Raw genomic sequence first — 24,358 nt, forward strand, 5'->3', positions numbered from 1 at the left:
AGAACGCTCCTCACGCCGTTGTCACTTTGGGATACAGGAAGACGCGGGCGCCAATTTCTACGCGATCATACAAATCTTTTACGTGTTCATTCGTCAACCGCGCGCATCCATTCGACACGGCCGATCCAATGGTTTCCGGAGCGTTGGTTCCATGAATACGAAGATAGGTATCGCGTCCCTCATCATCATAGAGATACAGCGCGCGGGCCCCGAGCGGGTTGTTTGGCCCGCCTTTCAGCCCATCCTTGTACTTCGCGTATTTGCGTGGCTCGCGCCGGATCATGGCGTTCGTTGGCCGCCACCATGGCCATTTGGCCTTGCGCGCTACCGTGAACTCTCCGGGTTCGTACAAACCTTTGCGCCCTACCCCGACCCCGTAGCGGATCGCCATCCCGTCCTCGAGCATGAAATAAAGGAAAAAATCGTCGGGAACGACGTGGACATCGCCTTTAACCCAGTCACCACGACGGGTGTTTACCAATTGTGGTTCGAACCGTTCGGGCAATTTGACTTTGTGGGCCCAGGCAGTTGTGGGCAGAAAGCAACCCATCGCTCCGGCACAAATCAATTCTCGTCTCGTGAAATTCTGCATGGCGCGATCTCCTCGGACCCATGAAAATTCAGTGCGCGTCAGGGGCAAAGAAAAGAAGCCGTGAACCGGGGCAAACGACGCGCCTTTGTTGCCTTGAAACTACGAAAATTCGTGCTTTTGGAACTCTCCAGCGCTGGAATGTTGTTGTTTTACAGAGAACTGCAAGGAGGTGACTGGAAATGCACTACTCACGATTCTTTATGATGATCGGAACATCGACCGTGGTCATGTTCGTTCTGATGTACCTGAACACCTATCTTTGGGGCCATATCTTCTTTTCGGAGACACGCCTTTACATGGCCATCCTGATGGGGGCGACCATGGCCGTGATCATGTTGGCGTACATGTTGTCCATGTATCAGAACACCAAAGCCAACATCGCGATTTTCGTTGGCGCAATAGTCCTTTTCGCGGCGAGCCTCTGGCTGGTTCGCGGGCAATTCACGGTACAGGACAGGTCCTACATGCGCGCCATGATCCCGCACCACTCGATCGCCATCATGACGTCGACTCGTGCCGAGATCACCGACCCGCGCGTCCGGGGGCTCGCAGACGACATTATCTATGCGCAGGACAAGGAAATCGCCGAAATGCGCTACCTTATTGCTGACATTGGAGCAAACGGCGAAGCATCGGCCACGCGAAGCGAAACGCCGGCGCAGGTTGTGGATGCGCAACAGGCGCTTCAAACGGAGGTCGTGTCAAAAATCGATCCTGAGTTTCTGACGGAAGACGAAATCGCTGCGGTGTTCCCGAATGGCGGAAATTGCCGCTTTGCTTACACCTCGGACAGTCCGGCTGTACTGGTGACTGGTGAAACCGGCGAAGGGTCTGCCGCCGCGATGAAGATCAGCGGTGATCTGGTGCGCCTGAATGCGCAGGGCGAAAATGCATTTTCTGAAGGCCCGCTGTCGGCCGAGATCGCAGAGACGAACGGTGACCTGACCGATCTGATCGTCAGCGCGGGAACCGACTACGAAGCCGGGTTCCGTGGTCAACTTACGTGCAGCGGATAAGGAGGAAAGGACATGCCCCGCGACACAGACAGTAAATCCGCGCAGCTTTATCGCATGGTCATGCCGGGCCATGTCTGCCCCTACGGTCTGAAATCGAAAGACCTGCTGGAGCGGCAAGGCTTCGAGGTGGAAGACCATCCGCTTGACACCCGTGAAGACACCGATGCTTTCATGGAGAAGCACGGGGTCGAGACGACGCCGCAGACTTTCATCGGGGACGAACGGATCGGCGGTTACGATGATCTCAGGGTGTTTTTCGACATTGACCCACCCGAGGAAGAGCAAAGCGACACGACCTACCAGCCGGTCATCGCGATCTTTTCCGTTGCCGCGCTGTTGGCATTGGGCCTGTCTTGGCACCAGTACGGGTCGGTCCTTACCTTGCGGGGGTTCGAATGGTTCATTTCGCTGTCCATGACCATTCTCGCGATCCAGAAATTGCAGGATGTCGAAGGGTTTTCGACGATGTTCCTCAACTACGATCTGCTGGCGCGCAAATGGGTGCGATACGGCAAGGTCTACCCGTTCGGCGAAGCGTTGGCAGGTGTCCTGATGACTGCCGGCGCGCTGCTGTGGCTCTCGGCGCCTGTCGCCCTGTTTATCGGCACGGTCGGCGCTGTCAGCGTGTTCAAGGCTGTTTATATCGACAAGAGAGAGCTGAAATGCGCCTGCGTCGGCGGTGACAGTTCCGTCCCGCTGGGGTTCATTTCGCTGACGGAAAACCTGATGATGATCTTCATGGGTATCTGGATGCCGGTCCGCGCGATCTGGTTCTGAGGTACAGCCCCTTCTTGCCTGTCACTTGGCCAACCGCTCCGGCGACAGATCCTCGATGATGGGGCAGTCGGGCCGGTGATCCCCGGCACATTTTTCCACCAGTTCGGCGAGCGTCGCGCGCATGGATTGCAGTTTCGCGATCTTTTCCTCGATCTGGCGCAGATGGTCTTCCGCAACCGCCTTCACTTGCATGCTTTCGCGGTTTTCATCCTCGTAGAGCGACAGGAGCGTCCTGCAATCTTCGATGGTGAACCCCAAGGCCCGTGCGCGACCCAGAAACGCCAGCTTGTGAATGTGGCTCTCGGTGAACGCGCGGTAGCCGTTCTCGCTACGGTTCGGGCGGATCAGCCCGATGTCCTCGTAGTAGCGGATTGTTTTTTGGGGGCACACCCGATTGTCGGGCAACGTCTCCGATGTTCATGTCGAACCTCCGTTATTCTGCTGGAGCAGGAGTGGCGGCTGCCAGCTCTGCCGGGATTGCGCGCTGCTCGTCCATCGCAGGCGCGATGCGCCGCAGCCGCAGGGCATTGGTCAGGACAAACACCGAGGACAACGCCATCGCACCCGCCGCAAGGATTGGTGACAGGAGCAACCCAAAGGCGGGATAAAGCACCCCGGCAGCGACCGGAATAAGTGCCACGTTGTAGGCAAAGGCCCAGAACAGGTTCTGCCGGATGTTGCGCATGGTCCGCCGCGATACTTCGAAGGCGTTCACCACGCCGCGCAAATCGCCCGACATCAGGACGACATCCGCAGATTCGATGGCCACATCGGTGCCGGTTCCAATGGCGATGCCCACATCGGCATGCGCCAGCGCCGGGGCGTCGTTGATCCCGTCGCCGACAAAGGCGATGCGCTTGTTCCCTTGGCGCAAACTGTCGAGCGCCGCAACCTTGCCGTCCGGCAGGACGCCGGCGATGACGTGGTCGATACCGGTTTCGCGGGCGATGGCTTCGGCGGTTTCGCGTTTGTCGCCGGTGATCATCGCAACCGCAAGACCCTTTTCGTGCAGCGCTGCGATGGCTGCGCGGCTTGCCGGTTTGACCGGATCGGCCACGCCGATCACGGCGGCGACACGCCCATCTATGGCAGCGTAAAGCGCCGTGCGACCCTTGCTTGCGATCTTCGTTTCCTCTGGAGCCAATGCCGAGACGTCAATGCCTTCGCGCGCCATGTAGCGGTCGGCCCCAACCAACACCTCCACGTCTTCGACCACGGCGCGCACGCCGTAACCTGTGACCGATTGAAAGCCTTCGGCCGCCACAAGAGGTGCGCCCTCGGCCCGCGCGGCCCGCACGATGGCGTCCGCGACAGGATGCTCGGAGAGCGACTCCACGGCAGCGATCTTCGAGAGCGTTGTTGGGCGATCGAACCCTTCCGCCAGCACAAGGTCAGTCAGTGCGGGTCGCCCCTCGGTCACCGTGCCTGTTTTGTCGAGGGCGACCACATCAACGGAATCAAGTTGCTGCAAGGCGTCACCTTTACGGAACAGGACACCCATTTCCGCAGCACGTCCCGTCCCGACCATGATCGAGGTCGGCGTCGCAAGCCCCATCGCGCAGGGGCACGCGATGATGAGCACCGACACACCGGCGACCAGCGCCATCGTCAGGGCCGGATCAGGCCCGAAAAACAGCCAGACCAGCACGGTCGCCGCCGCGATCGCCATGACGGCAGGTACGAACCAAAGCGTGATCCGGTCGACCAATCCCTGGATCGGCAGCTTGGCGCCCTGGGCCTCTTCGACCATGCGAATAATTTGCGCCAGGGTTGTGTCGGCGCCGACCCGGGTGGCGCGGAATTGCAGACTTCCGGCACCATTGACCGTCCCGCCGGTCACCGGATCTCCGGCACTTTTTTCAGCGGGAATCGGCTCGCCTGTCAGCATGCTTTCGTCGACGCGGCTGGTCCCCTCGATGACCTCGCCATCAACCGCGATGCGTTCACCAGGGCGCACGATGACGATGTCACCCTGAACTAGCGCATCGATCTCGATCTCTATGCTTTCACCGTCCCGCATCACGCGTGCGGTCCGCGCCTGAAGCCCCAGCAGCTTCTGGATGGCCGCGCCCGTTCTCCCCTTAGCGCGCGCTTCAAGAAAACGCCCCAGCAAGATGAGGACGACGATGACCGCTGCCGCCTCGAAGTAGACAGAGCGCAGCGTGTCAGGCAAGGCCGATGGTACGAATGTCGCAACTACGGAATAGAAGTAAGCCGCCCCGGTGCCGACCGCGACGAGGCTGTTCATGTCGGGCGCGCCCCGGAATAGGGCCGGGAAACCCTTGGTGTAAAACGTCCGGCCCGGGCCGAAGAGAACGATTGTCGTGAGAACGAATTGAAGAAGCCAACTCGTCTGCTGACCAATCGTGGTCTCGATAAGCATATGAACGGCCGGAATGACGTGGCCACCCATCTCGATCAAAAAGACCGGCAAGGCGAGGATGGCTGCAAAGGTGACCCGTTTGGCAAGCGCCAGAGCCTCTTCCTCCTTGCGCGCAACCCTGTCGTCACCGGCTTGGGCCGTTGCCACGGTGGCCGGATACCCTGCCGCGCCGCTTGCATCGATCAGATCGGATGTCGTGACAAGACCTTCGACGTAAACCACCGTCGCCGTCTCGGAGGCGAGGTTGACGTTCACCTCGACCACCCCGGGCACCGCGGCAAGCGCCTTGTCGACCCGCCCGACACAAGAGGCACAGGACATGGCCGCAATCGTGAGTTCGGCCCTGACCGTCCGCGCAGGGTAGCCCAGCTCGCGGAGAGTTTCGATGACTTCCGGAACGCGCTTGAGCGCGTCCACGCTCATACGCGCGGTTTCGGATGCAAGATTCACCGACACATCCTCTACGCCGTCGATTGCATTCAATGCGCGATCGACCCTGCCGACACAGGACGCGCATGACATGCCTTCGATCGGCAGGCTGATCTGTTTGGGTTCGGGCATATGTTTCACCTGTTTTTCCATTCGAGGTGGAATGTAGGGCTTCCAGTAACTGGAGGGTCAATGGGAGGGCGCCAAATAAATTTCTTCTCTTGACCTTCCAGCGCGGGGAAGCCCCATGTCACCGGCAGAAATCAGATCAAGGAGTGGTTCCGATGAAGTTCAGCGTTCCGGACATGAGCTGTGGGCATTGCACCGCAGCAATCGAAAGCGCAGTGAAAACCGCAGATCCGAATGCAGGCGTAGAATGTGACCTTTCTGCCCGACAAGTGCGTGTCGACAGCGTGTTACCAGCCGATCAGGTCCAAGCGATCATTCGGGATGCGGGCTATGACGTGGAACCTGCGGCCGCTTGATGCAGTGCCCGGACCACCCAGGGGCGGTCCGGGCAAGAACTTTCAGTCTTCGTCTTTGCGGGCTTCTTCGACCAAGTCGGCAAGCTGCGCCTTTTCGACAAAGCCAGGCACCAGCGCGTCACCGATCACGAAAGACGGCGTGCCGTTGAAGCCCAGAGCTTGGGTCAGTTGCATGGATGTCGCAATGTGCTCTTCGACCTCGGGGGCCTCCATGTCCTTGCGCAACTGCGCGATATCCAGGCCGATCTCCTCGGCAACGCGCAGCACGGAGGCCTCTTCCGCGCGGCCTTCCAGCCCCATCATCGCCCAGTGAAACTCTTCGTATTTGTCCTGCTTGCGCGCTGCCAAGGCCGCTTTCGCGGCGAACACCGATCCGTCTCCGAGAATGGGCCATTCACGATAGACGAGGCGAATGTTTGGATCCTCTTCGATCAAAGCCCGCACCTCGGGTTTGACCCGCCGACAATAGGGACAGTTGTAGTCGAAAAATTCCACAACGGTGACGTCCCCTTCCGGGTTGCCGAGAACCGGCGCATTCGGATCGTTCTCGATCAGATCGCGCTGGTCATTCAGAACTTGGGCCTGACTGAGCTCCTGCGCTTGCGCCTGCCTCTGTTCGAGGATCGCCACGGCCTCCATGACAATCTCCGGGTTCTCGCGGATTGCCTCGAGCACAAGTTCCTTGACCCGGGACTCTGACAGTTCGTCGGCGAGTACCGGTATCGGAAGCAAGGCAGCTATCGCGACAGTCGTGAAGGCTTGTCTGAAACGCATTTTAATTATCTCCCCGTTGTTCGTCGGCTTCTGTCCGCGCGGCCTGGACTTCGCGAACGCGGTCTGGCCAGGTGGACCGGATGAAGGCCAGGATGTTGTGAATTTGCTGGTCGGTCAGCACGTCTGCGAAACCCGGCATTCCGCTGTCGTATTCGACACCCTGACGCGCCAGAAGCGCCGCACCCCCCAGTTTTGTGTAATCGAAGAGCAGGCTGTCAGGATGATGCCAGGTGTGACCCGTCTCATCATGCGGTGGTGCTGGCAGGCGCCCATCCGCGCCGGGCGTTCGCCATTCCGGCTGGCCTTCCAGATTTGCGCCATGACAAGACGCGCAGTTGTCTGCGTAGAGCAACGCGCCTTCTTGGATGTCGGAGCTCTCCGCCTTGGACGCGCTGCCGACATCCGAGGATGCACTGGTCGAGAGCCAATAGGTGAAAGCGGCTGCGACAACAGTGATCGGAACGGACCAAACGAGATACCTCATGTGACCCGCATCCAGGTTGTCATGCCGGACGCGGCGTGGCTGAGCATGTGGCAATGGAACAGCCACTTGCCGGGATTGTCCGCCGTAAAGGCGATCTCGCGGGACTCGTTGCCAGCCAACAGGATCGTGTCGCGCATCGGTCCGAACGCGCCGTCGGGGCGCAGCTCACGGAAATGCATTCCGTGCAGGTGCATCGCATGTGGGAACACGGTCTGGTTCTCGATCTTCAAGCGCACCGGCTCGTTCAGGGATAGATCGGCCAATGGCGTGTCGGTCATTTCGGCGACATCATTCAGGGCCCAGAACTTGCCCGCCTGGGCAAGCTGACGAAACCCAAGGCGTTCCCCTCCGAGCATGGCAGACTGCATCCGCCCCATTGCTCCACCGGACATGACCAGTCGCAAATCACGCGCTTCGGCAAGGTCCGGCGCGTGTGCCGCGGGATTCGGCGGCAGCGGCAGCGGCTTGTCTCTCGGTACTGAACTGGTTGTGCCATCGACGGAAAAAGTCACCAGCGGGGTCAGTTGATCATCATCGCCGATGCGCAGCACCTCTGCGGTTCCGCCTTCGTCTGCGGTCACATCGACGATCAGGTCCACGCGCTGTGCGGGACCGAGGATCAATTCACCGTCAACCGGCTGGGGTTGGCCGATAGGCATCCCATCCAGGGCCATCGTCCAGCCACTCACCCCCGATAGCCTCAGCGGGAAAATCCGCGCGCTAGCTGCGTTGATGATGCGCAAGCGAATGCGTTCGTTACGCTTCGCGGGCAAGGTCAGGTCATAGCGCCCATTGGTCGTGATGAAGTTGCCGGTACGTCCACTATGGCTCATCATCATAGGCTGTTCGAAATTGTCGAACAGCTGCCCGCTCTCAGGGTCGAGCAACCAGTCCTCCAGAACGATGACTTCCTCGCTGTCGATGTCCGGCCCATCGGCCTCTTCGACGATCAAGGCACCGCGCAAACCACGCGCGACTTGCTCGTATGAGCGATTATGCGCGTGATACCAATAGGTGCCCGCGTCTGGTACGACGAAGTCGTAGTCAAAGGTTTCACCCGGTGCCACGGGCTCCTGGGTCAGCCCTGAAACGCCATCCATCGCGTTGTCGATCCGGATTCCGTGCCAGTGAACCGAACTGGGGTCAGGAACCTCGTTGCGGAACCTGCGGCGCACCCGATCGCCTTGAGCGACCCGAATTTCCGGAGCCGGAACGAGGCCGTCATAGCCCCAGATCTCTGTTCCCGGGTAGGTGTCCGGAAGAAGCTGTTGACGCGCAACCTTGGCAACCACGTCCTCGAACGGGGTTGCGGCATAAGCCGACCGCGGGATGGCCGCCGCGCAGGCCGCCAGTGTCGCATGGCGCAAGAAATCCCGACGTGTTTGTTTCATTTCGATCCTCGATAAAGCGAGGGCTTGTTGCCCCCGCGTGATGTTAGTTCGAAGCGGGGTTCTCCGCCTCGACCGTGTCCTTGTTCAGCAGGAAAAGCGCCATCGCTTCGCGATCGGCAGGTGTCAGAAACCGAGTTCCCTCGCGAACCACTTCCGCCATGCTGCCGCCGAAAGCATCGCCCGAAGGGGTGATGCCGGTCTGGAGCGCATAAGCGAGGTTTGAAACCGTCCAGTCGTTTTTGGCCAGGTCTTTTGGCCGTATCGCGGGTGCCTTGCTGCCACCGGGAAGCTGGGCGTTGCCTGCAAAGGAAGCACCGATATCGCGACCTCCTGCAAGATTGCGCGGCGTATGGCAGGCTCCGCAATGTGCCGCACCGCGCACCAATTCCCGTCCGCGGTTCCATGCGCCGCTTCGCCCTTCAACCGGTTCGGTATCCGGATCGTAGAAGAACGCCGCTCGCCAGAGCTTCAGCCCCCATCGTTGATCGAATGGGAAGCTGACATCGTTTTCTGGTGCAGGTTCGTCCACGGGCGGCACGGTTTGAAACGCCGCCCAGAGGTCAGCGATATCCTGGTCAGAAAAATCCGCATAGAACGTATATGGGAAAGATGGATAGTAGGGCGTTCCATCGGGGCCGATCCCCTGCCGCACGGCTTTTGCGAACTGTTCTGCCGTCCATTCGCCCATGCCATGTTTGGGGTCGGTCGTCAGGTTGGGCGGATAGAACGTTCCGAACGGGGTTTCGAGCGGCGCCCCTCCGGCAAGTGGTGCGCCGCCCGCTTCAAAATTGGTATGACAGGCAATGCACCCACTGGCGCGCGCCAAATATGCGCCCCGGTCGACATTGCCCTCTGTTGCAATCGGAGTCACTGCACTGCCGACAGGCCATGCAATAACAGCGCCGAGGCCGGCCGTGCCAAGCACGGCGACCCCGCTGACGAGTGTCAAAAACCGGCGCATGGTTAGTCTTCTTCCGCCCGGAAGCGTTCATGGCATGCGGAACAGACCTGGGTCGTCATCGCGAATGCCGCGTCGGCGGGCATTTCGGAAATGGCGGCGGCATCCATCATGCCGCCTCTGCCCATCATCGCGCTCCCGCCCATCATGGTTGTATCGCTTCCCATCATGGATCCGCCGCCCATCATCGAGGCGCCATCCGTGGAGGTATTGCCACCCATGCCGCCTAACCCATTGTCGGCTGCGCGTTCCAGGCCCTCAGAGTATTCCTCCAGCTGACTTGCCAATGCTGCGAAGCGGTCCCAATCGGTCCACACCTCGTCTTTGGCTTCCGAGGGCATGCCCCCCGTGCCCTCCGGGAACAGCTTTGTCATGCTCTCGCCGGCGTGCTGCTGGAACAGGCGCGCTGCATCGCCCACTGTTTCTGCGTCATAGGCCGTTTCACCCCGCATCATCGGGGCTACGGTTTTGACTGCCTTTCCCATGGCGGCCATGGCATCCATGCGTTCCTTTACGATGCCCGTGGCACCGCTATGCGCAAATGCCGCAACCGCGGTTCCTGCAATCAACACTGCCGCTGTGATAGTTGTCTTCTTCATGTCTTGGATCCTTCTTTGGGTCTGCTTTTCGAGCGATGTGAAATCAGACCCACCGTCGTGGCGGTGGAGGATCGCTGGTGGAGCGCAACTCTGTTAGTTGGGTCGCGGCGTCTTGCATGACAGCCGTCAGCAACTGAGGCTCGTAAACCACGTTTGGCTGGAGAAACACCACAGCCGTGACAGAACAATCGAGTCCCGGATGACAGTGGCCAGAGGCCTCGTTCGTCGATGACCCTACATCTTCGTGAGCGTGAAATTCTTGCGCCAAGGACGCTTCACCATGAAACGCTGGCGCCTCAGGCACTCCGAGAACCACTTGGAAAAGGCCGAAAACGATCGACAGAATCCATCGGTTTGTCTTCGACCAACGCATCAGTCAATCCCGTTGGCCCGCTGTAGTTCGCGGACATAGGCGGCAACCATCTTGACGTCTCCTTGTGTCAGTCCTTCGATCCTTGGCATATTACCGAATTTCCAGTGATGCGCACGCACGCCATTTTGAGCGGCCAGAACAAAGGCCATGTCTGAATGGTGGCTTGGCTCGTAAATCTTGTGCACAAGAGGCGGGGCAATCCCGTTTTGTCCCGCTGCGTTTGCTCCATGGCACTCGGAACACTTAGCCTCGAATATGGTTTTCCCAATCGTGGCTTGCTCCGAGAATTCTGCCGGCAGTTGGACCTGAACGATTGGGTCGCCTGCTTCTATCTTACTCGTGTCAGGAGGCGTCATGGAATGACCCATCGCTGTATCTTCCGCAGAAATGAACTGCCAAGTTGCAACTCCCCCGCCAGCTATAACTACGGCTGCGATAAGTGCGGTCAATTTATCCATGCTTGTGTCTTCCGTCTTGCCCGTTGTGTCAGATGAGTTTGACCTGAGTGCCGACAGGCATGCGCTCATAGACCTCCTCGATTTGTTTGTTGAACAAACCGATGCAGCCGTTTGACGACCGACGGCCGATCTTGCGCGTATCCTGTGTCCCGTGAATACGGTAGTACTGCCACGACAGGTACAGTGCACGAGTGCCCAAGGGGTTGTCCGGATCACCCCCCTCGACACGAGCCGGCCATTCCGGATTGCGTTCCCGCATGGAGGGCGTTGGCGCCCAACTGGGGTTTTTGCGTTTTTCCACCACTTCGGTGTAACCGCGTTTGGTGAGTTCGTCGGTCAGCGGAACGGAAGTTGGGTAGATCCGCATCTCGCCATCTGATGTCCAATGCTGGAGCGACTTCGTCACGGTATCGGAGATGATGATCCCCTTTCCGAGTGCGTCGAAGTGGTCTTGCCAGTCATGAACTCGGAAAGAAGAAATGTTGCGGCGAATGGTTTCGGCTCGAACCACGCTTGGTGCAGCCAAAGCGACAGCCGCATACCCCAATAGGCTTCGTCGATTGATCTTTTTGTTTCGCAATGTCGTCATGACACACTCCTAGCCTCGGGTTTGTTGCATCTCTTTTACGGGAGACCCGGCATCAGGCAACCTGACAAGGCCGCGAGAAGTGTATCCATTTGTATCCTTGACCTTACCCTGCTGGAGGGTCGCAAATGGCGCGAAGAACGAGACAATGAGGGTGTCATGGACCACCAAAACCACAGAAAAAAGCCGATCACGGACAGGCTCATGCATTACGGAATGATGGCGTGTTGCGTCGTCATGCTGCTGCCCATTGCGGGATTTTTTCTTGCCGGCGGCACATTGGCGGGCATGTGGGGCAATGCAGCGGCTTTCGCCCCACTCCTGCTTTGCGTCGGTGCGCATCTCGTGATGCACAAATTTATGGGAAAGTCGTGCCATTCGAACGAAGAGAAAGGCAGTATCGAAGAAACACCCGTGTCCGTGCCTTCTGCGATTCCCGTGGTTGCACGCAACAGGCGATAATTTGCGCGGGAAAATGCGAGCAAGCGCATGGTTGCTGACGATTACAACGCTTGGCGGATGCGCCGCAAGTCTTGAAGACTGTCCCGAGCGGGAGGTCATCGTTTCCACCAAGCAGGCATCGATCATCCTCCCCGACGGGTGTCGGTTGATATCCTCGTCCTCTGTCGACGTAGCGCGTGTTGTTTGTTCTGATGGTCGACAAGGCTTTGCCGTCGGCGGTCTTTGAGACAAAGTTCCGGGTGCAGATTCAACCCGAGCCGGCTTTAAGGGAAGGAAGCGGATCCTTGGCGAAAACCCTGTCGACACTGCGCCGGGTTCTGATTTTGCCCGCACTGATCCTGGCGCTTTCCTCTGGCAGTGGCTCGGCGGAGACATCAGCCGCGTATCAAAGCTCTCCGCTGAAGGCGCATCTCATCACGGCACAGGACGGTGTTTCCAAGAACACGCAGACTCTTTCCGCCGGACTTCATCTCCAACTGAACGAAAACTGGAAGACCTATTGGCGGTCGCCAGGAGAGGTGGGAATACCGCCTTCGGTCGAATGGAGCGGTTCCGAAAACGTCGCAGATGTCGAATTCATGTGGCCTTCCCCGACACGCTTCACCGCCTTCGGCATCGAAAATTTTGGTTATGCGGGTGAAGTCGTCTTTCCGCTGCGCATAACGCTCAAAGATCCCGGCGCACCTGTGACTCTTTCCGCGCAAGTCAAACTGCTGGTGTGCTCCAATGTCTGTGTCCCGGAAGAGTTTGACCTGTCACTTCGCCTCGGACGCGGCAACGACATCGACAGCACTGCGGCTGGGCTGATTGGCACGTTTTCCGAGCGCGTCCCCGAAGGAGCCGAGGCGGGTGGCGTCAGCGAGGCAAATGCCTTCATCGACGAAGACCTCACGGAGTTGATCGTCAATCTGCGCGTCGATGAACCACTCCAGTCGCCGGATGTGTTTCCCGAACTGGGTATCGGTGTTGCGCTTGGCAAACCCGATATACGTTTGGGAGAAGAGGATCATTTGCTTTGGGCGCGCTTGCCGATCCTCTCGTCGAATACGGATGTGACGGTGGCGCCGTCGATTACCGTCACCGATGGCGAGAACCGGGCCTTCACCGTGATTGCGGATCGCGTGGCGCGACGTACGGCACCGCCCTTCGAACTGGCCGCCACGACACCGGACATGATGGAACTGCTCTGGATTGCCGTGATCGCGCTGCTGGGTGGATTGATCCTGAACGTGATGCCCTGCGTGCTGCCGGTGCTGTCCATCAAGGTGTCGTCTGTGCTCAAACACACAGATCACGACACAACCCGTGTCCGGTTCGGTTTCGTCGCAGCCGCCGCTGGCATCATGACGTTCATGTGGGGTCTGGCGCTCATCCTTTGGGCGCTCCAGACGGCAGGGCTCAGCGTCGGGTGGGGGCTGCAATTTCAAAGTCCGCTATTTCTTGCGGTGATGATCGCAGCCCTGCTCGTCTTTTCGGCAAATCTGTTCGGAGCGTTCGAGTTCGCCCTTCCACAAGGCATGCAGACAAGGCTTGCAGATACCGGAGGGCGGAGCGGATATTCCGCCGACTTTTTCACCGGCATGTTCGGTGCCGTCATGGCGACGCCTTGTTCGGCACCGTTCCTCGGCACCGCGGTGGCCTTTGCTTTGGCCGGGCGTGGCGTGGACATTCTCATCGTCTTTACGAGCCTCGGGCTCGGCCTCGCCCTGCCCTATCTCGTCATCGCCGCGTTCCCGCGTCTGGTCGCGTTCATGCCCAAACCTGGCCGGTGGATGCTGATCGTCAAGAGCTTGATGGGGATCTTGCTGCTTGCAACCGCCGTTTGGCTGTTCTGGGTGCTCGACGGTGTCGCCGGGCTGGCCTCCGTCATCGCGGTCGCGGCGTCTTCCGGTCTCGCCGTTCTGATCTTGTCCCTCCCGAATGTGCAGTCCCAATTCAGATGGTCTATTGCCACGGCCAGTCTTGTTCTGGCTCTTGCCGCGGGTCCTCTCCTGCAGCAATCAGCGCCTGCCCGTGCAGGGTCGCAATCGGCGTTGGCTTGGGTCGCATTTGACCGTTCGGACATAGCGAAACGCGTGTCCGCAGGAGAGGTCGTCTTTGTCGATGTAACAGCTGACTGGTGCCTGACTTGCAAAGCGAACAAGACACTTGTCATCGACCGGGAGCCGGTCCGCAGTACGCTGGACGCGCCAGGCGTCACGCCGATGCAGGCAGATTGGACACGCCCGGACGCGCGCATTTCCCGTTACCTTGAGAGTTTCGGCAGATATGGCATCCCTTTCAATGCCGTCTATGGACCGTCGGCACCAAACGGCATTGTGCTGTCCGAATTGCTTACGACCGAAGACGTGATGGACGCCTTGGCGCAAGCCAGCGGTCGAGATGTTTCCGCAAAGGTTGCCGGACAGGAGTGATCTGCCCGGGCGGGACACCGACCAGCAGTCAGCCGCCGAGCCGCTCGAGCGCAGCGCGGACCGCCGCACGCCGAGGATCATTGGCGGGCTGCTGCTCCAACAGCGCTTCAGCCTTACGGTAGGCCTCAATGGCGCGATCCTGCTCCTGAAGGACGGTATAGGCGTTTGCCAGCCGCATCCAACCATCCAGATCTTCCGGTTCATCCTCAAGACGCCCAGCCAGCCGCGAGACCATCGAGCGGATGAACTCCGCGCGGTCCGCGTCATTCATCTCTGACGCCGCCGCAACATCTGCCGCACTCGGGCCGGGTTGTGATGTCGGCCCGCTGGGTAGATCGACGACCGGGAGGTCGGCGGCCGCTGCAATCCGGTTGATCTGCAAAACGTATGTTTCCATCCAGGGCACGAACGTCTTTTCCTGGTTCAGCCGGGAAACGAGCAGATCGTAGGCCTTACGCGTCTCTTCTTTTTGAAGATGGTAGAGAGACTCGAAATAGGTTGCCGCAGGATTGGATGGGTCAAGTTCCAAAGCGCGATCAATGGCCAATTTCGCCCGTGGAATAACAACGCCATCATTGGCAACCGCGACAGCCTCCGCCAGCATAGAGAATGTCGCGGAGGTGGCATCCTCCCGTTTGGCGACAACTTCAAATGCTTCGACAGCATCAACTGTTCTGCCCATGCGCTGATAGGTCTGGCCCAACAGCATCCACCCTTCGCTGGGGCCGCCGGTCGGATCGGATACAAGCCTTTCGCGAAGTTGTATTGCAAGCGCCATCACTTCATCAGTCTGTGCGCGCTCCTCTGCACGGGCAGCGAAGGCCATTGAAGGCACCTCAGGCGATCCCATTGTCAGATAGTAGCCCGCGGCAATAACCGGCGCGAGGACCGCCGCGACAACGAGAGTGACTCTGCCGCCATTGCGGGATGATCCGGTTTTTTCTCCCGAATTGCGGGTCGTCGCGAGGATCCGTTTCTTGATTTCGAGTCTGGCTGCTTGAGCTTCCTGTTCAGAAATCAAACCGCGGTCCATGTCTCGTTGAATTTCCCGCATCTGATCGGCAAGGATCGCCGGTACCGCATCTCCTCTGGTGAGAGTGTTCGATTTGGACAGCAGCAGCGGGTAGAGGACAATTCCGACTGCGAGCAGCGTCAGAAGACCGAAAATACCCCAGATCATGACGCATCCCCCGCTTCGTTTCGTCTGAGAATTTCGGACACGGTGTTTTCATCCTCCGAGCCCAAATCTTCAAATGCCTCTTGCTTTCGCCGACTCATCAGTACCCCACCACCAACGAAAACCCCGATGAGGACGAAAGCGATCGGCGCAAACCAAAGCGCGTAGGTCGCAGGCTCCAGAGGCGGCTTCAGCAGCACGTAATCCCCGTACCGCGCCCGAATGTATTCGATCACCTCGGTGTCAGCGTCTCCGGTGACCAGTCGCTCGCGTACGAGCAGACGCAAGTCCCGCGCCACACCCGCGTTCGAGCTGTCGATGTCCTGGTTTTGACAGACGACGCATCGTAGATCCTTGGAAATCTCCCGCGCACGCTGTTCCAATACCGGGTCGCTCAGCATTTCGTCCGGTTCGACCGCATTGGCGGCAAAGGGAAAGAGCCCGATGCAAAACGCGAAAATCAACTGTCTCATAATGCTGCTCCATTTGGCAGTGCGCCTGCTTGCTTCAGGGCTTGCGTGAACCGTTCGACGGCGTCCGGACCGACGACCGGCCCGACATAGCGAAACAAAACGGTACCACCGCCATCGACGATGAAGGTTTCCGGCACGCCTGACAGGCCCCATTCGATCCCGGTGCGGCCCGACAGGTCGGACCCGATCCGCTCGTAGGGATTGCCGAGGTCATTGAGCCACTTCACGGCATCCTCTGGTTTGTCTTTGTAGTTGATGCCGAACAACCGCATGCCCCCGCGTTCGACAAAGCGTGTCAACACGGCATGTTCCGCGCGGCAGGGCACGCACCAGGACGCAAAGACATTGACCACGACCGGTCGTTCGTTGCCGACAAGATCGCTTCGGGCCAGGCCGGGTGTCTCCAACCCCGGCACGGGATCGAGATCGAACGCCGGGGCCGGTTGCGAGATCAGGACGGAAGGGATCTCATTGGGATCCCGGTCGGGATTGAGCCCCCAGAGAAAAAACCCCCCGAATATGACCGCCGCAATAAACGGCAGCCCGGCAGTGAGACGTTTCATCTTCTCTCCTACTCCGCAGGAACAGCATCGCTGGCTGGCTGTTTGGCGCGGCGCGGCGCCCCGACCCTCAAACGGCGATCCGACAAGGACAAACAGCCACCGATCACCAGCAAGATCGAGCCGATCCAGATCAGGTTGACGAGCGGTTCATAGAGGATCCGAAGGGTCCAGGCTCCGGCGTTGTTCACTTGATCGGAGGCCGGCGTTGCAATCGACGTATAGAGATCACCCGCCAATGTGGACCGGATGGCCGACTCCGTCGTCTGACTTTCCGCGACCGGGTAATACCGCCGTTCCGGGAACAGCTTCGTGACCAGTTCGCCATCCCGACGCACCACAAGGGTGCCGCGATCCGCGATGTAGTTCGGCCCTTGAACCTTTGCGGCCCCTTCGAAGGTGATGTCGAACCCGGCGATCGTGACTTCGGTCCCGGGGCCGGCAAAGACGATCTCCTCACTTTTCCATCCGGTCGAGCCGATCATCCCCATCATCAAAACGGCGACCCCGGCATGGGCAAGCGTCATGCCGTGTGACGCACGTGGGAGGTTGCGCGCGCGTCTCGCGCTCTCCGCAAGGGGAACCTCGAACAGGCGGATGCGTAGCGCCCATTCCCGTAGGGTTGCAAAAAGCAGCCACGCTGCACCGAGGATGGCAAGATAGGCCATGATCGGCCCACCGTTCAGAAGATACCATGCGGCCAAAGCTGCGATGACCGCCAGCACGGCCACGAACCGAATGCGATCGAGCAAACCGGCGATATCAGCCCGCTTCCACGACAGGAATGGACCAAGACCCATGAACACGACCAGCGCCAGCATCATCGGAATGAAGGCCGCGTTGAAGAAAGGTGGACCCACCGAGATCTTGTCCCCGGTGACAGCTTCGAGGATCAGCGGATAAAGCGTCCCGAACAGGACCGTTCCCGTAGCGGCGGCCAGAATGAGGTTGTTCACGAGCAGCCCGGCTTCGCGGCTGATCGGGCGAAACAGACCACCCGGCTCCATTTCGGGCGCCCGCCAGGCGTAGAGCGCCAGCGACCCACCGATGGACACGGCCAGCAGACCCAGAATGTAAAGCCCGCGCTCTGGATCGACGGCGAAGGCATGCACGGAGGTAAGCAGGCCGGATCGGACAATGAACGTGCCGAGAAGTGAAAGCGAGAAAGTCAGGATGGCAAGCAGGATGGTCCAGCTTTTGAACGCGTCGCGCTTTTCGGTGACGATGGCGGAATGCAGCAGCGCCGTGCCCAGAAGCCAGGGCATGAAGCTCACGTTCTCGACCGGGTCCCAGAACCACCAGCCGCCCCAGCCCAGTTCATAATAGGCCCACCAAGATCCAAGAGCGATACCTGCCGTAAGGCTGACCCACGCGGCCAATGTCCACGGGCGGACCCATCTGGCCCAGGCTGGATCGACGCGCCCTTCCAGAAGAGCCGCAACGGCAAAGGAAAATACGATGGAGTAGCCGACATACCCGAAATACAAAAGCGGCGGGTGCATGGCGAGACCCATGTCCTGAAGCAACGGGTTGAGGTCATTGCCGTCGAGCGGCGGCGGAAACACCCGCTCGAAGGGGTTCGACGTCAGCAGCAGGAAGGACAGGAAGCCGACGCTGATCCACGCCTGCACCGACAAGGTGCGCGCCTTGGTCTCGGCGGGGATGTTCGATCCGAACCAGGCGACGCCCGCGCCGAACACCGCGAGTATCAGGATCCAGAGCAGCAGCGAACCCTCATGGCTGCCCCAGGTCCCGGCCACCTTGTAGAGCATCGGCTTGAGCGAATGGGAATTCTCGACGACGTTCCTGACGGTGAAGTCGCTGGCGATGAAGGCCTGCATCAGCGCTGCGAAGGCTATGGCCACAAACAGCACTTGTCCTATTGCCGTCGCCTGGGCGGATTTCATCCAGACGGCGTTTCCACGCGATGCACCTGCAATCGGCAGAACGCTTTGAACAAGTGCGAGGGCCAGCGCGAGGGCCAGTGCGAAGTGACCAATTTCCGGGAACATGGCGTTCTTTCCTATCCAGTGTCGGTGGGCGTCGCGTCGGACGGCTTTGGCGTCCGCGGCGGGGTCTATTCGTCGAGCGTTGCTTTGCGGTGACGGAACTCTTCTTCGTCGATTTCCCCATTCGCAAAGCGGCGCCGGAGCGCTTCCTGCGCGTCCGAGTCCGGGGGACGGGTGCCATTGTCCCGCAGCCTGAGTACCAGAAACACGATCAATGCGATCACGGCGCCCCAGAAGGCGAGCATCATGAAGCCGCCCATAAAGCCATAGCCTCCGCCCCATATGTGACCTGTCCAGGAGCCTGGACCATCAGCTCGCGCCATGCTGGCGGGCAAGCTGGCCAGCAACGTTGGAATGAGCGTTTTCAGTTTCATCTGTTTCTCCTTCGATTAGTTCGCTTTCATCCAGTGGGATGGTGACAACAGCGCGCAAACCCGCGCTGTTATGGTTGACCAGCTGGATATCGCCGCCATGGGATTGGACGATTGTCCTCGCGATTGAGAGCCCAAGCCCATAACCGCCCGTTTCCAGAGACCTCGATTGCTCGAGGCGATAGAAGGGATCGAAGACCTTTTCCAACTGGTCGACGGGAATGCCGGGCCCATTGTCATCGATGTTGAGTACGAGGTTCGAACCGTGGGTCGCCCAGCTGACTTTTGCGGCACCACCGTAGCGAACGGCGTTCTCAAGCAAGTTCCTCAGTGCCCTTCGGAACGCGTTGGGTCGAAGCCGCACGGCAACATCATCACTCGGGGCAAAGGTGCAGTGTGCCGCCATATCGCTGCACAAGCTGTCCAGAAAATTGCGCAGATCGACCACTTCGGAGCCTTCTGATCCGGTAAGGCCCCGTGCAAAGGTGAGCGTCGCTTCGACCATACTCTGCATCTCTTCGACCGATGCGATGAGGCTGTCCCGCGTCTCTTCTTCGTCAACCAGCTCCGCGCGGACACGCATAGCAGTCAACGGCGAGCGTAAATCGTGACCAAGCGCTGCGAGCATCCGTGTCCGATCACTGACAAACCGGGTCAGCCGTCGTTGCATGCGGTTGAAGGCGACGGTCAGATCCCTGACCTCGGTCGGCCCTGCGACGGTCAATTCAGGCACATCCTCGCCCCGGCCAAGATGGTCCGAGGCCTTCGACAGGTGCCGCAAAGGACGCGTCAGGCGCGTCATGACAAACCAGAAAATCGCCACCAAAAGCAGTCCGGCGGAAATTCCAAAGGTCAGCATCGAATAGAAAGGCCATTGGATTGGTGGACGCTCGAACCGCGTTCCGACATTCAGCCAACGCGCTCCCTTAATGGCGATCGACAGGTTCATTTCAACCGCTGTCAACTCTCCGCGCATCATCGCGAGATGCATTTCCGTCATTTCGTCAGAAAGATTGGGCAAGGGCCTCAATTCGCCCTCGATCTCGTGCAGTTCAACGCGAATATCGCGGCTGTAGCTATCGTCCATTAGCGCACGGATACGCCCTTCAACAAGGTCGCCATGCGAATGACTGGTGTGTTCCACACTCGGAGCGTCTGACAGATCAAACCGGATAAGTGGTGAATTTGCCGCGCGAAGGATGGAATTCTGCAGGTCCAACGGGGCCTCTTCGATCAACCGCGCCACATTCGCTGCGCGTCCAGCAGCCTCGAACCCCAAAGCAGCACGGATGGCCAGGCTGCGCTCGTCAGCGAACAGGAACAGGCTGATCGCCTGGGCCACGACAAGTGCCGCGACCACAAGCAGGATCAACTGGCCGCTCAGAGATCTCATCGCACGGCGCATCACGGCGCATCCTCGACATCGGCAGCCAGGCAGTATCCGCCGTTCCGCACAGTCTTGATGACACTCGGTCGCAATACATCCGGCTCGATTTTGCGACGGAGGCGGCTGATCTGATTGTCGATGGTGCGATCCATCGGGCCTGCCGTCCGACCAGCGGTCAGGTCAAGCAACTGGTCACGGCTGAGCACCATCCTCGCGCGTTCCAGCAGGACCGCCAGCAATTTGAACTCGGAGGTCGTCAATGGCGTTTCGGTTGCGGCCTCGTCAATCAGCACCTGCCGGTCGGTATCCAGTATCCAGTGCGCAAAACAAATCTTCCTCCCAGCCAGGGTTCCGGCCACGGGTTCGTCGCGGTTGCTTCTCCGAAGAACCGACTTGATGCGGGCGAGCAGTTCTCGTGGATTGAATGGCTTGGCGAGATAATCGTCCGCACCGATTTCCAGCCCCACGATCCGATCCGTTTCCTCACCAAGCGCCGTTAGCATGATGATCGGAAGATCACCTTCTGGCGCAAGTCTGCGGCAAACCGACAAACCGTCCTCGCCCGGCATCATGACATCGAGCACGAGCAGGTCGAAGTGACCGGTGGCCAGCTTGGCATCCATCTCCACGGCATCCCTGGCGACGGTCGTGCGCATTCCGTTCTTCTCCAGAAAGCGCGCGACGCTTTCACGTATCTGTGCGTGGTCATCCACGATAAGGATATGAGGTGGCGGTCCCATGGTGTCTTTCCTAAATCATCGTTGCATCGTGTTTCATGGGCAGAATTGTAGCCATTTGTATCAGGTCAGTCCCTTGCTACAGATGGATACAAATCTGTGCCTGCACCGTGTCGTGCTCCCGGGTAGCGTTGCTGGCATGTTATGTGACCTTTGGGATCGCAACCGATCAAAGGATGAGGTTTTCGAATATGGCTCTTGATTTGAACCGGCGCCGTTTCATTCTGGGTGCTCATATGACGGTGCTGACCGTCACGGCGTCACCGCTGCTGGCGCAGAGCCGATCTGTCTGGTCGGCAGAGAATGCCTTTGACGCGCTTCTATCGGATACGGCGCGGATCATCGATGTCAGAACGCGCGAAGAGTGGCAAGAAACCGGCGTAGGTGCTGGTGTATGGCCGATAAGCATGCACGCGTCCGGTTTTCCGGACCGATTGTTCAGGGCGAAGGAACTGAGCGGTGATCGCACCGTTGGACTGATCTGCGCCACTGGCGGACGCTCCGCATCGCTGCTTCGAGCGTTAAGACAAGCTGGTTATTCGGGCTACGCCGATATCTCGGAAGGGATGTTGGGATCAGGCGAAGGGCCTGGCTGGATCGCATCGAACTTGCCGACCGTTCCGGTGGATGTCGCCCTGAACGGGTTGCCCCCCGCGTTGGCCTGACCTGTGAAGAATCAATCGGTCCAGTTGTGCTAAAAAGCCTGATGTATGGTCAGATTGACCTGTTTGAATAGGAAGACGGGTTTGGGGGTATGACCGAGTTGATGGCCATGTTTGTCGGAATATGCGCGGCGATCCTGATGGGAATTGTCCATCATTATGCGTTGTCGGGCATTCTGAAGTTTTCCCCGCAGCGGTCGGATGGCTCCGGCTTTCGGATCATCCTGACGTTTTCCGCGTTGCTGTTGCTGCACGTATTGGAACTTGTGACGCTCGCCGTGTTCAACACGATGGTGGTGGCAAGCGTTCTGCCGCAATCGTTCAGCAACAGCCCGCCGATGTTTCAGGATGTTCTCTATGTTACGGGCATCTCGTTCTCGACCCTTGGCTATTCGTCCATAGAGGTGGTCGGGCCCTTTCGACTGTTGCTGATGCTGCAATCGCTTTTGGGCTTCATGTTGCTGACCTGGTCAGCGACGTTTCTTTACTCAGCCTGCCAGCAAGTCTGGCAGAAGGCGAAAGATGACTGAAAATCGCCACGCGCGTCGGACATGAACCGGGCGTCAGCGTCAAATGCGTCCTGATATCGGTCCTTTGACCTCCCCGTGGAACGGTTGAGTGAGCGCCGCGTTGCGCGCGTGGATGAATAACCCTTGACCTTCCAGTTGCTGGAATCCCTAGGTACCAAGCCATGGCACAGATTTTCAAAAAGACAGGCGATCACTTATCGCACCATCGACACGGGGATATCTTGAAATTTCCCGTATGGGTTGGCGTGTTGATTGTCTTGCTCTCAATGCCGGCTCACTTGTTTTTGGATGAAAAGAGCTCGATAGCTCTTGCTTCGATCACGCTTGCTTTGATTGGCGGTGCCTATATCGGCTTTGGCGCCGCGGACGGCAGAGCGCGCGTGTTCTGGGCAGAGCTCGCCGTGGCCCTTTTGTTCGGCTCGGCAGCCTTCCTGGGGCTGATATGGCATTGGGCCTTCCTCCCCTTGGGCTTGGCCCTGCACGCCCTTTGGGACATGTCACACCACAATTCTTATCGTCTCGCCCGGATTCCGAACTGGTATATTCCATTCTGCGTGGCCTTTGACCTTTTGGCTGCGACGTTCTTCGTTCTGCTCTATGCCGTGTTTTGATCCATGATGATGCGCGTTCTTCTTATTGCGGTGTTCCTGATGGGAGTCGTCGCATTGGCCTTCCCGGACGTCCTTGGCGTTGACATTCGCCTGCCGGATCGCGCGGAAATTGACCGCTGGATCGAGGCGGCAGGTCTTGCCGGACCAATTGTCATCGTGGCGCTTATGACAATCGCTATCGTGGCAAGCCCCCTGCCCTCGGCGCCGATCGCACTCGCCGCCGGAGCGGCTTATGGACACACGTACGGGACGCTCTTCGTCGTTCTAGGTGCGGAACTCGGTGCGCTTGCCGCCTTTGGTCTGGCCCGCGGCCTGGGTCGTCCCTTCGTTGAGCGTCATCTCGGTCAGAAGATTAACGCAGGCCTGTTCGGGTCCCAGAACACTCTGACCTTCCTGGTCTTCGGCAGTCGCCTGCTGCCGTTTCTGTCCTTCGATATGATCAGTTACGCCGCAGGTCTGAGCAAGCTGCATCTTTGGAGGTTCGCGCTGGCCACGATGGCCGGGATTATTCCCGCAAGTTTTTTGCTCGCTCACATGGGCAGCCAGGCGATGAACGGAGATGCCCGCACCGCCACATGGACCGCGCTTGCGCTCGGTGGCTTTACGGGCCTGTCGGTTCTCTTTGCCGCGACGCGAAAGACCGGTACGCAACGGGAGGAGAGCTGATATGGCCAATCATTCTCACGCTGGACACATGCCGAGTTCCGGCAAGGCCCTTGTGATTTCTGCCTGGCTCACCGGCGTCTATTTCATGATTGAACTCGCCGTCGGGCTCTGGACCGGCTCGATCGCCGTCCTGTCGGATGCGTTTCACACCCTGTCGGCGGTTGGCGGTGTTCTCGTGGCCATCATCGCGAAGCGGATTGCGCGCCGTCCAGCGGATTCGGCGCGCAGTTTCGGATGGTACCGCGCCGAGATCATCGGCGCGCTGGTGAATGGCAGCTTTCTTCTCGGCATGGCGCTTCTGGTGATCTGGATGGGCGCGATTCGGCTCGGAAATCCGATCCACCTGGCCACGGGCCCAATGCTTTGGGTCGCCTTCGGTGGCCTGGTCACAGAGGTCATCTCGCTGGGGCTGATGTGGCAATCGAGCAAAGACGATCTGAATGCCCGCGGCGCGCTCTGGCACATCATCCAGACCTTTGTCGGCAGCCTCCTGATCATCGTGACCGCTCTCGTGATCGAGTTCACCGGCTTTCTCGCGATCGACCCGATCCTCGGCATGGCGTTCGGGGTGGTTCTCCTCTGGGCCTCCGTCGGCGTAATCAAAGAAGCGGTCCACATTCTCATGGAAGGCACGCCCGAGGGAACGGATCTCGACGCTGTGATGGCGGATCTGAACCACCAGGACGGGGTTGTGGATGTTCACCACGTGCATGCTTGGACGCTGACCAGCGGCAAACACGCGTTTTCCGCCCATATCCGCCATAGGGCACCCGCCGAGGCCGCGCACTTGCTGAACAGGGCCTATCGACGGCTGACGGAGCAGCATGGGTTTCACATGGTCACGCTGCAGCTCGAAACCGAGTGTCTCGACGAGCGCCACGCGCTGGATGTTGATATAGTCCAGATAGCGGCTGCAAAGGCTGCGCAAGAAAAGACTGATGTGCGAGATGCGCATCCGCACCCAAGCCCTAACACAGAAGGGCCATAGACTGTG

The 24,358-nt window shown here is 59.3% G+C and carries 26 protein-coding genes and 1 pseudogene; 10 read left to right on the forward strand and 17 right to left on the reverse strand.

The features are described 5' to 3' along the window. Positions 1-10: 10 nt before the first annotated feature. Positions 11-592, reverse strand: coding sequence for a L,D-transpeptidase (locus VWY34_RS02965; RefSeq protein ID WP_416549006.1), 582 nt, complete (start codon positions 590-592; stop codon positions 11-13). 179 nt (positions 593-771) lie between these two features. On the opposite strand from VWY34_RS02965, the gene VWY34_RS02970 reads away from it, so the two are divergent. Both VWY34_RS02970 and VWY34_RS02975 read left to right on the forward strand, forming a co-directional pair. Next, positions 772-1,608 (forward strand): DUF305 domain-containing protein, encoded by an 837-nt coding sequence (locus tag VWY34_RS02970; RefSeq protein ID WP_416549005.1) that lies wholly within the window; start codon positions 772-774, stop codon positions 1,606-1,608. A gap of 12 nt (positions 1,609-1,620) precedes the next feature. Continuing rightward, positions 1,621-2,385: a MauE/DoxX family redox-associated membrane protein gene (locus VWY34_RS02975; protein WP_012187037.1), complete on the forward strand. Its 765-nt coding sequence runs from the start codon at positions 1,621-1,623 to the stop codon at positions 2,383-2,385. Between the two features lie 21 nt (positions 2,386-2,406). On the opposite strand, the pseudogene cueR reads toward VWY34_RS02975, so the two are convergent. Both cueR and VWY34_RS02985 read right to left on the reverse strand, forming a co-directional pair. Next, positions 2,407-2,806: pseudogene (gene cueR, locus VWY34_RS02980) on the reverse strand (Cu(I)-responsive transcriptional regulator). Positions 2,807-2,818: 12 nt separating this feature from the next. After that, the gene (locus VWY34_RS02985) at positions 2,819-5,329 is read right to left on the reverse strand and encodes a heavy metal translocating P-type ATPase (protein WP_416549004.1); all 2,511 of its coding nucleotides are present in this window, start codon (positions 5,327-5,329) and stop codon (positions 2,819-2,821) included. A 152-nt stretch (positions 5,330-5,481) separates the two neighbouring features. Here VWY34_RS02985 and VWY34_RS02990 point away from each other — a divergent pair, with 152 nt between their 5' ends. After that, complete coding sequence (locus VWY34_RS02990) at positions 5,482-5,682, forward strand: heavy-metal-associated domain-containing protein (protein WP_024099389.1); 201 nt, start codon at positions 5,482-5,484, stop codon at positions 5,680-5,682. 42 nt (positions 5,683-5,724) lie between these two features. On the opposite strand, the gene VWY34_RS02995 is transcribed toward VWY34_RS02990, so the two are convergent. The 7 genes from VWY34_RS02995 to VWY34_RS03025 all read right to left on the reverse strand — a co-directional run bounded on the left by VWY34_RS02995 (position 5,725) and on the right by VWY34_RS03025 (position 11,308). After that, a complete protein-coding gene (locus VWY34_RS02995; RefSeq protein WP_058123692.1) occupies positions 5,725-6,456 on the reverse strand; it encodes a DsbA family protein in 732 nt (243 codons plus the stop codon). Between the two features lies 1 nt (position 6,457). Continuing rightward, on the reverse strand, positions 6,458-6,940 hold the full coding sequence (locus VWY34_RS03000; RefSeq protein WP_058123693.1) for a c-type cytochrome: 483 nt from the start codon (positions 6,938-6,940) through the stop codon (positions 6,458-6,460). Further along, positions 6,937-8,331: a multicopper oxidase family protein gene (locus VWY34_RS03005; protein ID WP_096873521.1), complete on the reverse strand. Its 1,395-nt coding sequence runs from the start codon at positions 8,329-8,331 to the stop codon at positions 6,937-6,939. Before VWY34_RS03005 ends, VWY34_RS03000 begins: the two co-directional genes overlap by 4 nt. A gap of 43 nt (positions 8,332-8,374) precedes the next feature. Next, complete coding sequence (locus tag VWY34_RS03010; protein ID WP_058123695.1) at positions 8,375-9,292, reverse strand: c-type cytochrome; 918 nt, start codon at positions 9,290-9,292, stop codon at positions 8,375-8,377. A gap of 2 nt (positions 9,293-9,294) precedes the next feature. After that, a complete protein-coding gene (locus tag VWY34_RS03015; protein WP_058123696.1) occupies positions 9,295-9,888 on the reverse strand; it encodes a c-type cytochrome in 594 nt (197 codons plus the stop codon). Between the two features lie 372 nt (positions 9,889-10,260). Continuing rightward, positions 10,261-10,719: a c-type cytochrome gene (locus VWY34_RS03020; protein WP_058123698.1), complete on the reverse strand. Its 459-nt coding sequence runs from the start codon at positions 10,717-10,719 to the stop codon at positions 10,261-10,263. Between the two features lie 28 nt (positions 10,720-10,747). Beyond that, a complete protein-coding gene (locus VWY34_RS03025) occupies positions 10,748-11,308 on the reverse strand; it encodes a L,D-transpeptidase (RefSeq protein WP_058123699.1) in 561 nt (186 codons plus the stop codon). Between the two features lie 156 nt (positions 11,309-11,464). Between VWY34_RS03025 and VWY34_RS03030 the strand changes: the two genes are divergently transcribed. Both VWY34_RS03030 and VWY34_RS03035 read left to right on the forward strand, forming a co-directional pair. After that, positions 11,465-11,767, forward strand: coding sequence for a DUF2933 domain-containing protein (locus VWY34_RS03030; protein ID WP_058123700.1), 303 nt, complete (start codon positions 11,465-11,467; stop codon positions 11,765-11,767). Positions 11,768-11,958: 191 nt separating this feature from the next. Beyond that, positions 11,959-14,181: a protein-disulfide reductase DsbD family protein gene (locus VWY34_RS03035; RefSeq protein ID WP_254684024.1), complete on the forward strand. Its 2,223-nt coding sequence runs from the start codon at positions 11,959-11,961 to the stop codon at positions 14,179-14,181. 28 nt (positions 14,182-14,209) lie between these two features. Here VWY34_RS03035 and ccmI read toward each other — a convergent pair whose 3' ends face one another. The 7 genes from ccmI to VWY34_RS03070 form a co-directional block, all read right to left on the reverse strand. Further along, positions 14,210-15,361 (reverse strand): c-type cytochrome biogenesis protein CcmI, encoded by a 1,152-nt coding sequence (gene ccmI / locus VWY34_RS03040; protein WP_096873522.1) that lies wholly within the window; start codon positions 15,359-15,361, stop codon positions 14,210-14,212. Beyond that, positions 15,358-15,831, reverse strand: a complete 474-nt coding sequence (locus VWY34_RS03045) for a cytochrome c-type biogenesis protein (RefSeq protein ID WP_024099400.1) — start codon at positions 15,829-15,831, stop codon at positions 15,358-15,360. The genes ccmI and VWY34_RS03045 overlap by 4 nt, the downstream gene beginning before the upstream one ends. Beyond that, on the reverse strand, positions 15,828-16,394 hold the full coding sequence (locus tag VWY34_RS03050; RefSeq protein ID WP_024099401.1) for a DsbE family thiol:disulfide interchange protein: 567 nt from the start codon (positions 16,392-16,394) through the stop codon (positions 15,828-15,830). The genes VWY34_RS03045 and VWY34_RS03050 overlap by 4 nt, the downstream gene beginning before the upstream one ends. Positions 16,395-16,402: 8 nt before the next feature. Then, a complete protein-coding gene (locus VWY34_RS03055; protein WP_096873523.1) occupies positions 16,403-18,403 on the reverse strand; it encodes a heme lyase CcmF/NrfE family subunit in 2,001 nt (666 codons plus the stop codon). 65 nt (positions 18,404-18,468) lie between these two features. Continuing rightward, a complete protein-coding gene (locus tag VWY34_RS03060; protein ID WP_233486461.1) occupies positions 18,469-18,774 on the reverse strand; it encodes an SHOCT domain-containing protein in 306 nt (101 codons plus the stop codon). After that, the gene (locus tag VWY34_RS03065; protein WP_024099404.1) at positions 18,710-20,176 is read right to left on the reverse strand and encodes an ATP-binding protein; all 1,467 of its coding nucleotides are present in this window, start codon (positions 20,174-20,176) and stop codon (positions 18,710-18,712) included. The genes VWY34_RS03060 and VWY34_RS03065 overlap by 65 nt, the downstream gene beginning before the upstream one ends. Continuing rightward, the gene (locus VWY34_RS03070; protein ID WP_058123704.1) at positions 20,176-20,898 is read right to left on the reverse strand and encodes a response regulator; all 723 of its coding nucleotides are present in this window, start codon (positions 20,896-20,898) and stop codon (positions 20,176-20,178) included. The genes VWY34_RS03065 and VWY34_RS03070 overlap by 1 nt, the downstream gene beginning before the upstream one ends. A 188-nt stretch (positions 20,899-21,086) precedes the next feature. On the opposite strand from VWY34_RS03070, the gene VWY34_RS03075 reads away from it, so the two are divergent. The 5 genes from VWY34_RS03075 to VWY34_RS03095 all read left to right on the forward strand — a co-directional run bounded on the left by VWY34_RS03075 (position 21,087) and on the right by VWY34_RS03095 (position 24,352). After that, positions 21,087-21,560, forward strand: coding sequence for a rhodanese-like domain-containing protein (locus tag VWY34_RS03075; RefSeq protein WP_024099405.1), 474 nt, complete (start codon positions 21,087-21,089; stop codon positions 21,558-21,560). Positions 21,561-21,649: 89 nt separating this feature from the next. After that, positions 21,650-22,087, forward strand: a complete 438-nt coding sequence (locus VWY34_RS03080) for an ion channel (RefSeq protein WP_040104431.1) — start codon at positions 21,650-21,652, stop codon at positions 22,085-22,087. A gap of 161 nt (positions 22,088-22,248) precedes the next feature. Continuing rightward, on the forward strand, positions 22,249-22,698 hold the full coding sequence (locus VWY34_RS03085) for a DUF6010 family protein (RefSeq protein ID WP_024099407.1): 450 nt from the start codon (positions 22,249-22,251) through the stop codon (positions 22,696-22,698). A 3-nt stretch (positions 22,699-22,701) separates the two neighbouring features. Then, the gene (locus tag VWY34_RS03090) at positions 22,702-23,364 is read left to right on the forward strand and encodes a TVP38/TMEM64 family protein (protein WP_038008367.1); all 663 of its coding nucleotides are present in this window, start codon (positions 22,702-22,704) and stop codon (positions 23,362-23,364) included. Position 23,365: 1 nt separating this feature from the next. Further along, on the forward strand, positions 23,366-24,352 hold the full coding sequence (locus tag VWY34_RS03095) for a cation diffusion facilitator family transporter (RefSeq protein WP_038008366.1): 987 nt from the start codon (positions 23,366-23,368) through the stop codon (positions 24,350-24,352). Positions 24,353-24,358 lie beyond the last annotated feature (6 nt).

Origin of the sequence: Phaeobacter sp. JH20_02 (assembly GCF_048056915.1) — a bacterium.
Taxonomy (GTDB): Bacteria; Pseudomonadota; Alphaproteobacteria; order Rhodobacterales; family Rhodobacteraceae; genus Phaeobacter; species Phaeobacter bryozoorum.

What these genes read in the sequence shown, in the direction of transcription:
- VWY34_RS02965 (WP_416549006.1), bottom strand. Translation starts at nt 592, where the DNA reads ATGCAGAATTTCACGAGACGAGAATTGATTTGTGCCGGAGCGATGGGT.
- VWY34_RS02970 (WP_416549005.1), top strand. Translation starts at nt 772, where the DNA reads ATGCACTACTCACGATTCTTTATGATGATCGGAACATCGACCGTGGTC.
- VWY34_RS02975 (WP_012187037.1), top strand. Translation starts at nt 1,621, where the DNA reads ATGCCCCGCGACACAGACAGTAAATCCGCGCAGCTTTATCGCATGGTC.
- VWY34_RS02985 (WP_416549004.1), bottom strand. Translation starts at nt 5,329, where the DNA reads ATGCCCGAACCCAAACAGATCAGCCTGCCGATCGAAGGCATGTCATGC.
- VWY34_RS02990 (WP_024099389.1), top strand. Translation starts at nt 5,482, where the DNA reads ATGAAGTTCAGCGTTCCGGACATGAGCTGTGGGCATTGCACCGCAGCA.
- VWY34_RS02995 (WP_058123692.1), bottom strand. Translation starts at nt 6,456, where the DNA reads ATGCGTTTCAGACAAGCCTTCACGACTGTCGCGATAGCTGCCTTGCTT.
- VWY34_RS03000 (WP_058123693.1), bottom strand. Translation starts at nt 6,940, where the DNA reads ATGAGGTATCTCGTTTGGTCCGTTCCGATCACTGTTGTCGCAGCCGCT.
- VWY34_RS03005 (WP_096873521.1), bottom strand. Translation starts at nt 8,331, where the DNA reads ATGAAACAAACACGTCGGGATTTCTTGCGCCATGCGACACTGGCGGCC.
- VWY34_RS03010 (WP_058123695.1), bottom strand. Translation starts at nt 9,292, where the DNA reads ATGCGCCGGTTTTTGACACTCGTCAGCGGGGTCGCCGTGCTTGGCACG.
- VWY34_RS03015 (WP_058123696.1), bottom strand. Translation starts at nt 9,888, where the DNA reads ATGAAGAAGACAACTATCACAGCGGCAGTGTTGATTGCAGGAACCGCG.
- VWY34_RS03020 (WP_058123698.1), bottom strand. Translation starts at nt 10,719, where the DNA reads ATGGATAAATTGACCGCACTTATCGCAGCCGTAGTTATAGCTGGCGGG.
- VWY34_RS03025 (WP_058123699.1), bottom strand. Translation starts at nt 11,308, where the DNA reads ATGACGACATTGCGAAACAAAAAGATCAATCGACGAAGCCTATTGGGG.
- VWY34_RS03030 (WP_058123700.1), top strand. Translation starts at nt 11,465, where the DNA reads ATGGACCACCAAAACCACAGAAAAAAGCCGATCACGGACAGGCTCATG.
- VWY34_RS03035 (WP_254684024.1), top strand. Translation starts at nt 11,959, where the DNA reads ATGGTCGACAAGGCTTTGCCGTCGGCGGTCTTTGAGACAAAGTTCCGG.
- ccmI (WP_096873522.1), bottom strand. Translation starts at nt 15,361, where the DNA reads ATGATCTGGGGTATTTTCGGTCTTCTGACGCTGCTCGCAGTCGGAATT.
- VWY34_RS03045 (WP_024099400.1), bottom strand. Translation starts at nt 15,831, where the DNA reads ATGAGACAGTTGATTTTCGCGTTTTGCATCGGGCTCTTTCCCTTTGCC.
- VWY34_RS03050 (WP_024099401.1), bottom strand. Translation starts at nt 16,394, where the DNA reads ATGAAACGTCTCACTGCCGGGCTGCCGTTTATTGCGGCGGTCATATTC.
- VWY34_RS03055 (WP_096873523.1), bottom strand. Translation starts at nt 18,403, where the DNA reads ATGTTCCCGGAAATTGGTCACTTCGCACTGGCCCTCGCGCTGGCCCTC.
- VWY34_RS03060 (WP_233486461.1), bottom strand. Translation starts at nt 18,774, where the DNA reads ATGAAACTGAAAACGCTCATTCCAACGTTGCTGGCCAGCTTGCCCGCC.
- VWY34_RS03065 (WP_024099404.1), bottom strand. Translation starts at nt 20,176, where the DNA reads ATGCGCCGTGCGATGAGATCTCTGAGCGGCCAGTTGATCCTGCTTGTG.
- VWY34_RS03070 (WP_058123704.1), bottom strand. Translation starts at nt 20,898, where the DNA reads ATGGGACCGCCACCTCATATCCTTATCGTGGATGACCACGCACAGATA.
- VWY34_RS03075 (WP_024099405.1), top strand. Translation starts at nt 21,087, where the DNA reads ATGGCTCTTGATTTGAACCGGCGCCGTTTCATTCTGGGTGCTCATATG.
- VWY34_RS03080 (WP_040104431.1), top strand. Translation starts at nt 21,650, where the DNA reads ATGACCGAGTTGATGGCCATGTTTGTCGGAATATGCGCGGCGATCCTG.
- VWY34_RS03085 (WP_024099407.1), top strand. Translation starts at nt 22,249, where the DNA reads ATGGCACAGATTTTCAAAAAGACAGGCGATCACTTATCGCACCATCGA.
- VWY34_RS03090 (WP_038008367.1), top strand. Translation starts at nt 22,702, where the DNA reads ATGATGATGCGCGTTCTTCTTATTGCGGTGTTCCTGATGGGAGTCGTC.
- VWY34_RS03095 (WP_038008366.1), top strand. Translation starts at nt 23,366, where the DNA reads ATGGCCAATCATTCTCACGCTGGACACATGCCGAGTTCCGGCAAGGCC.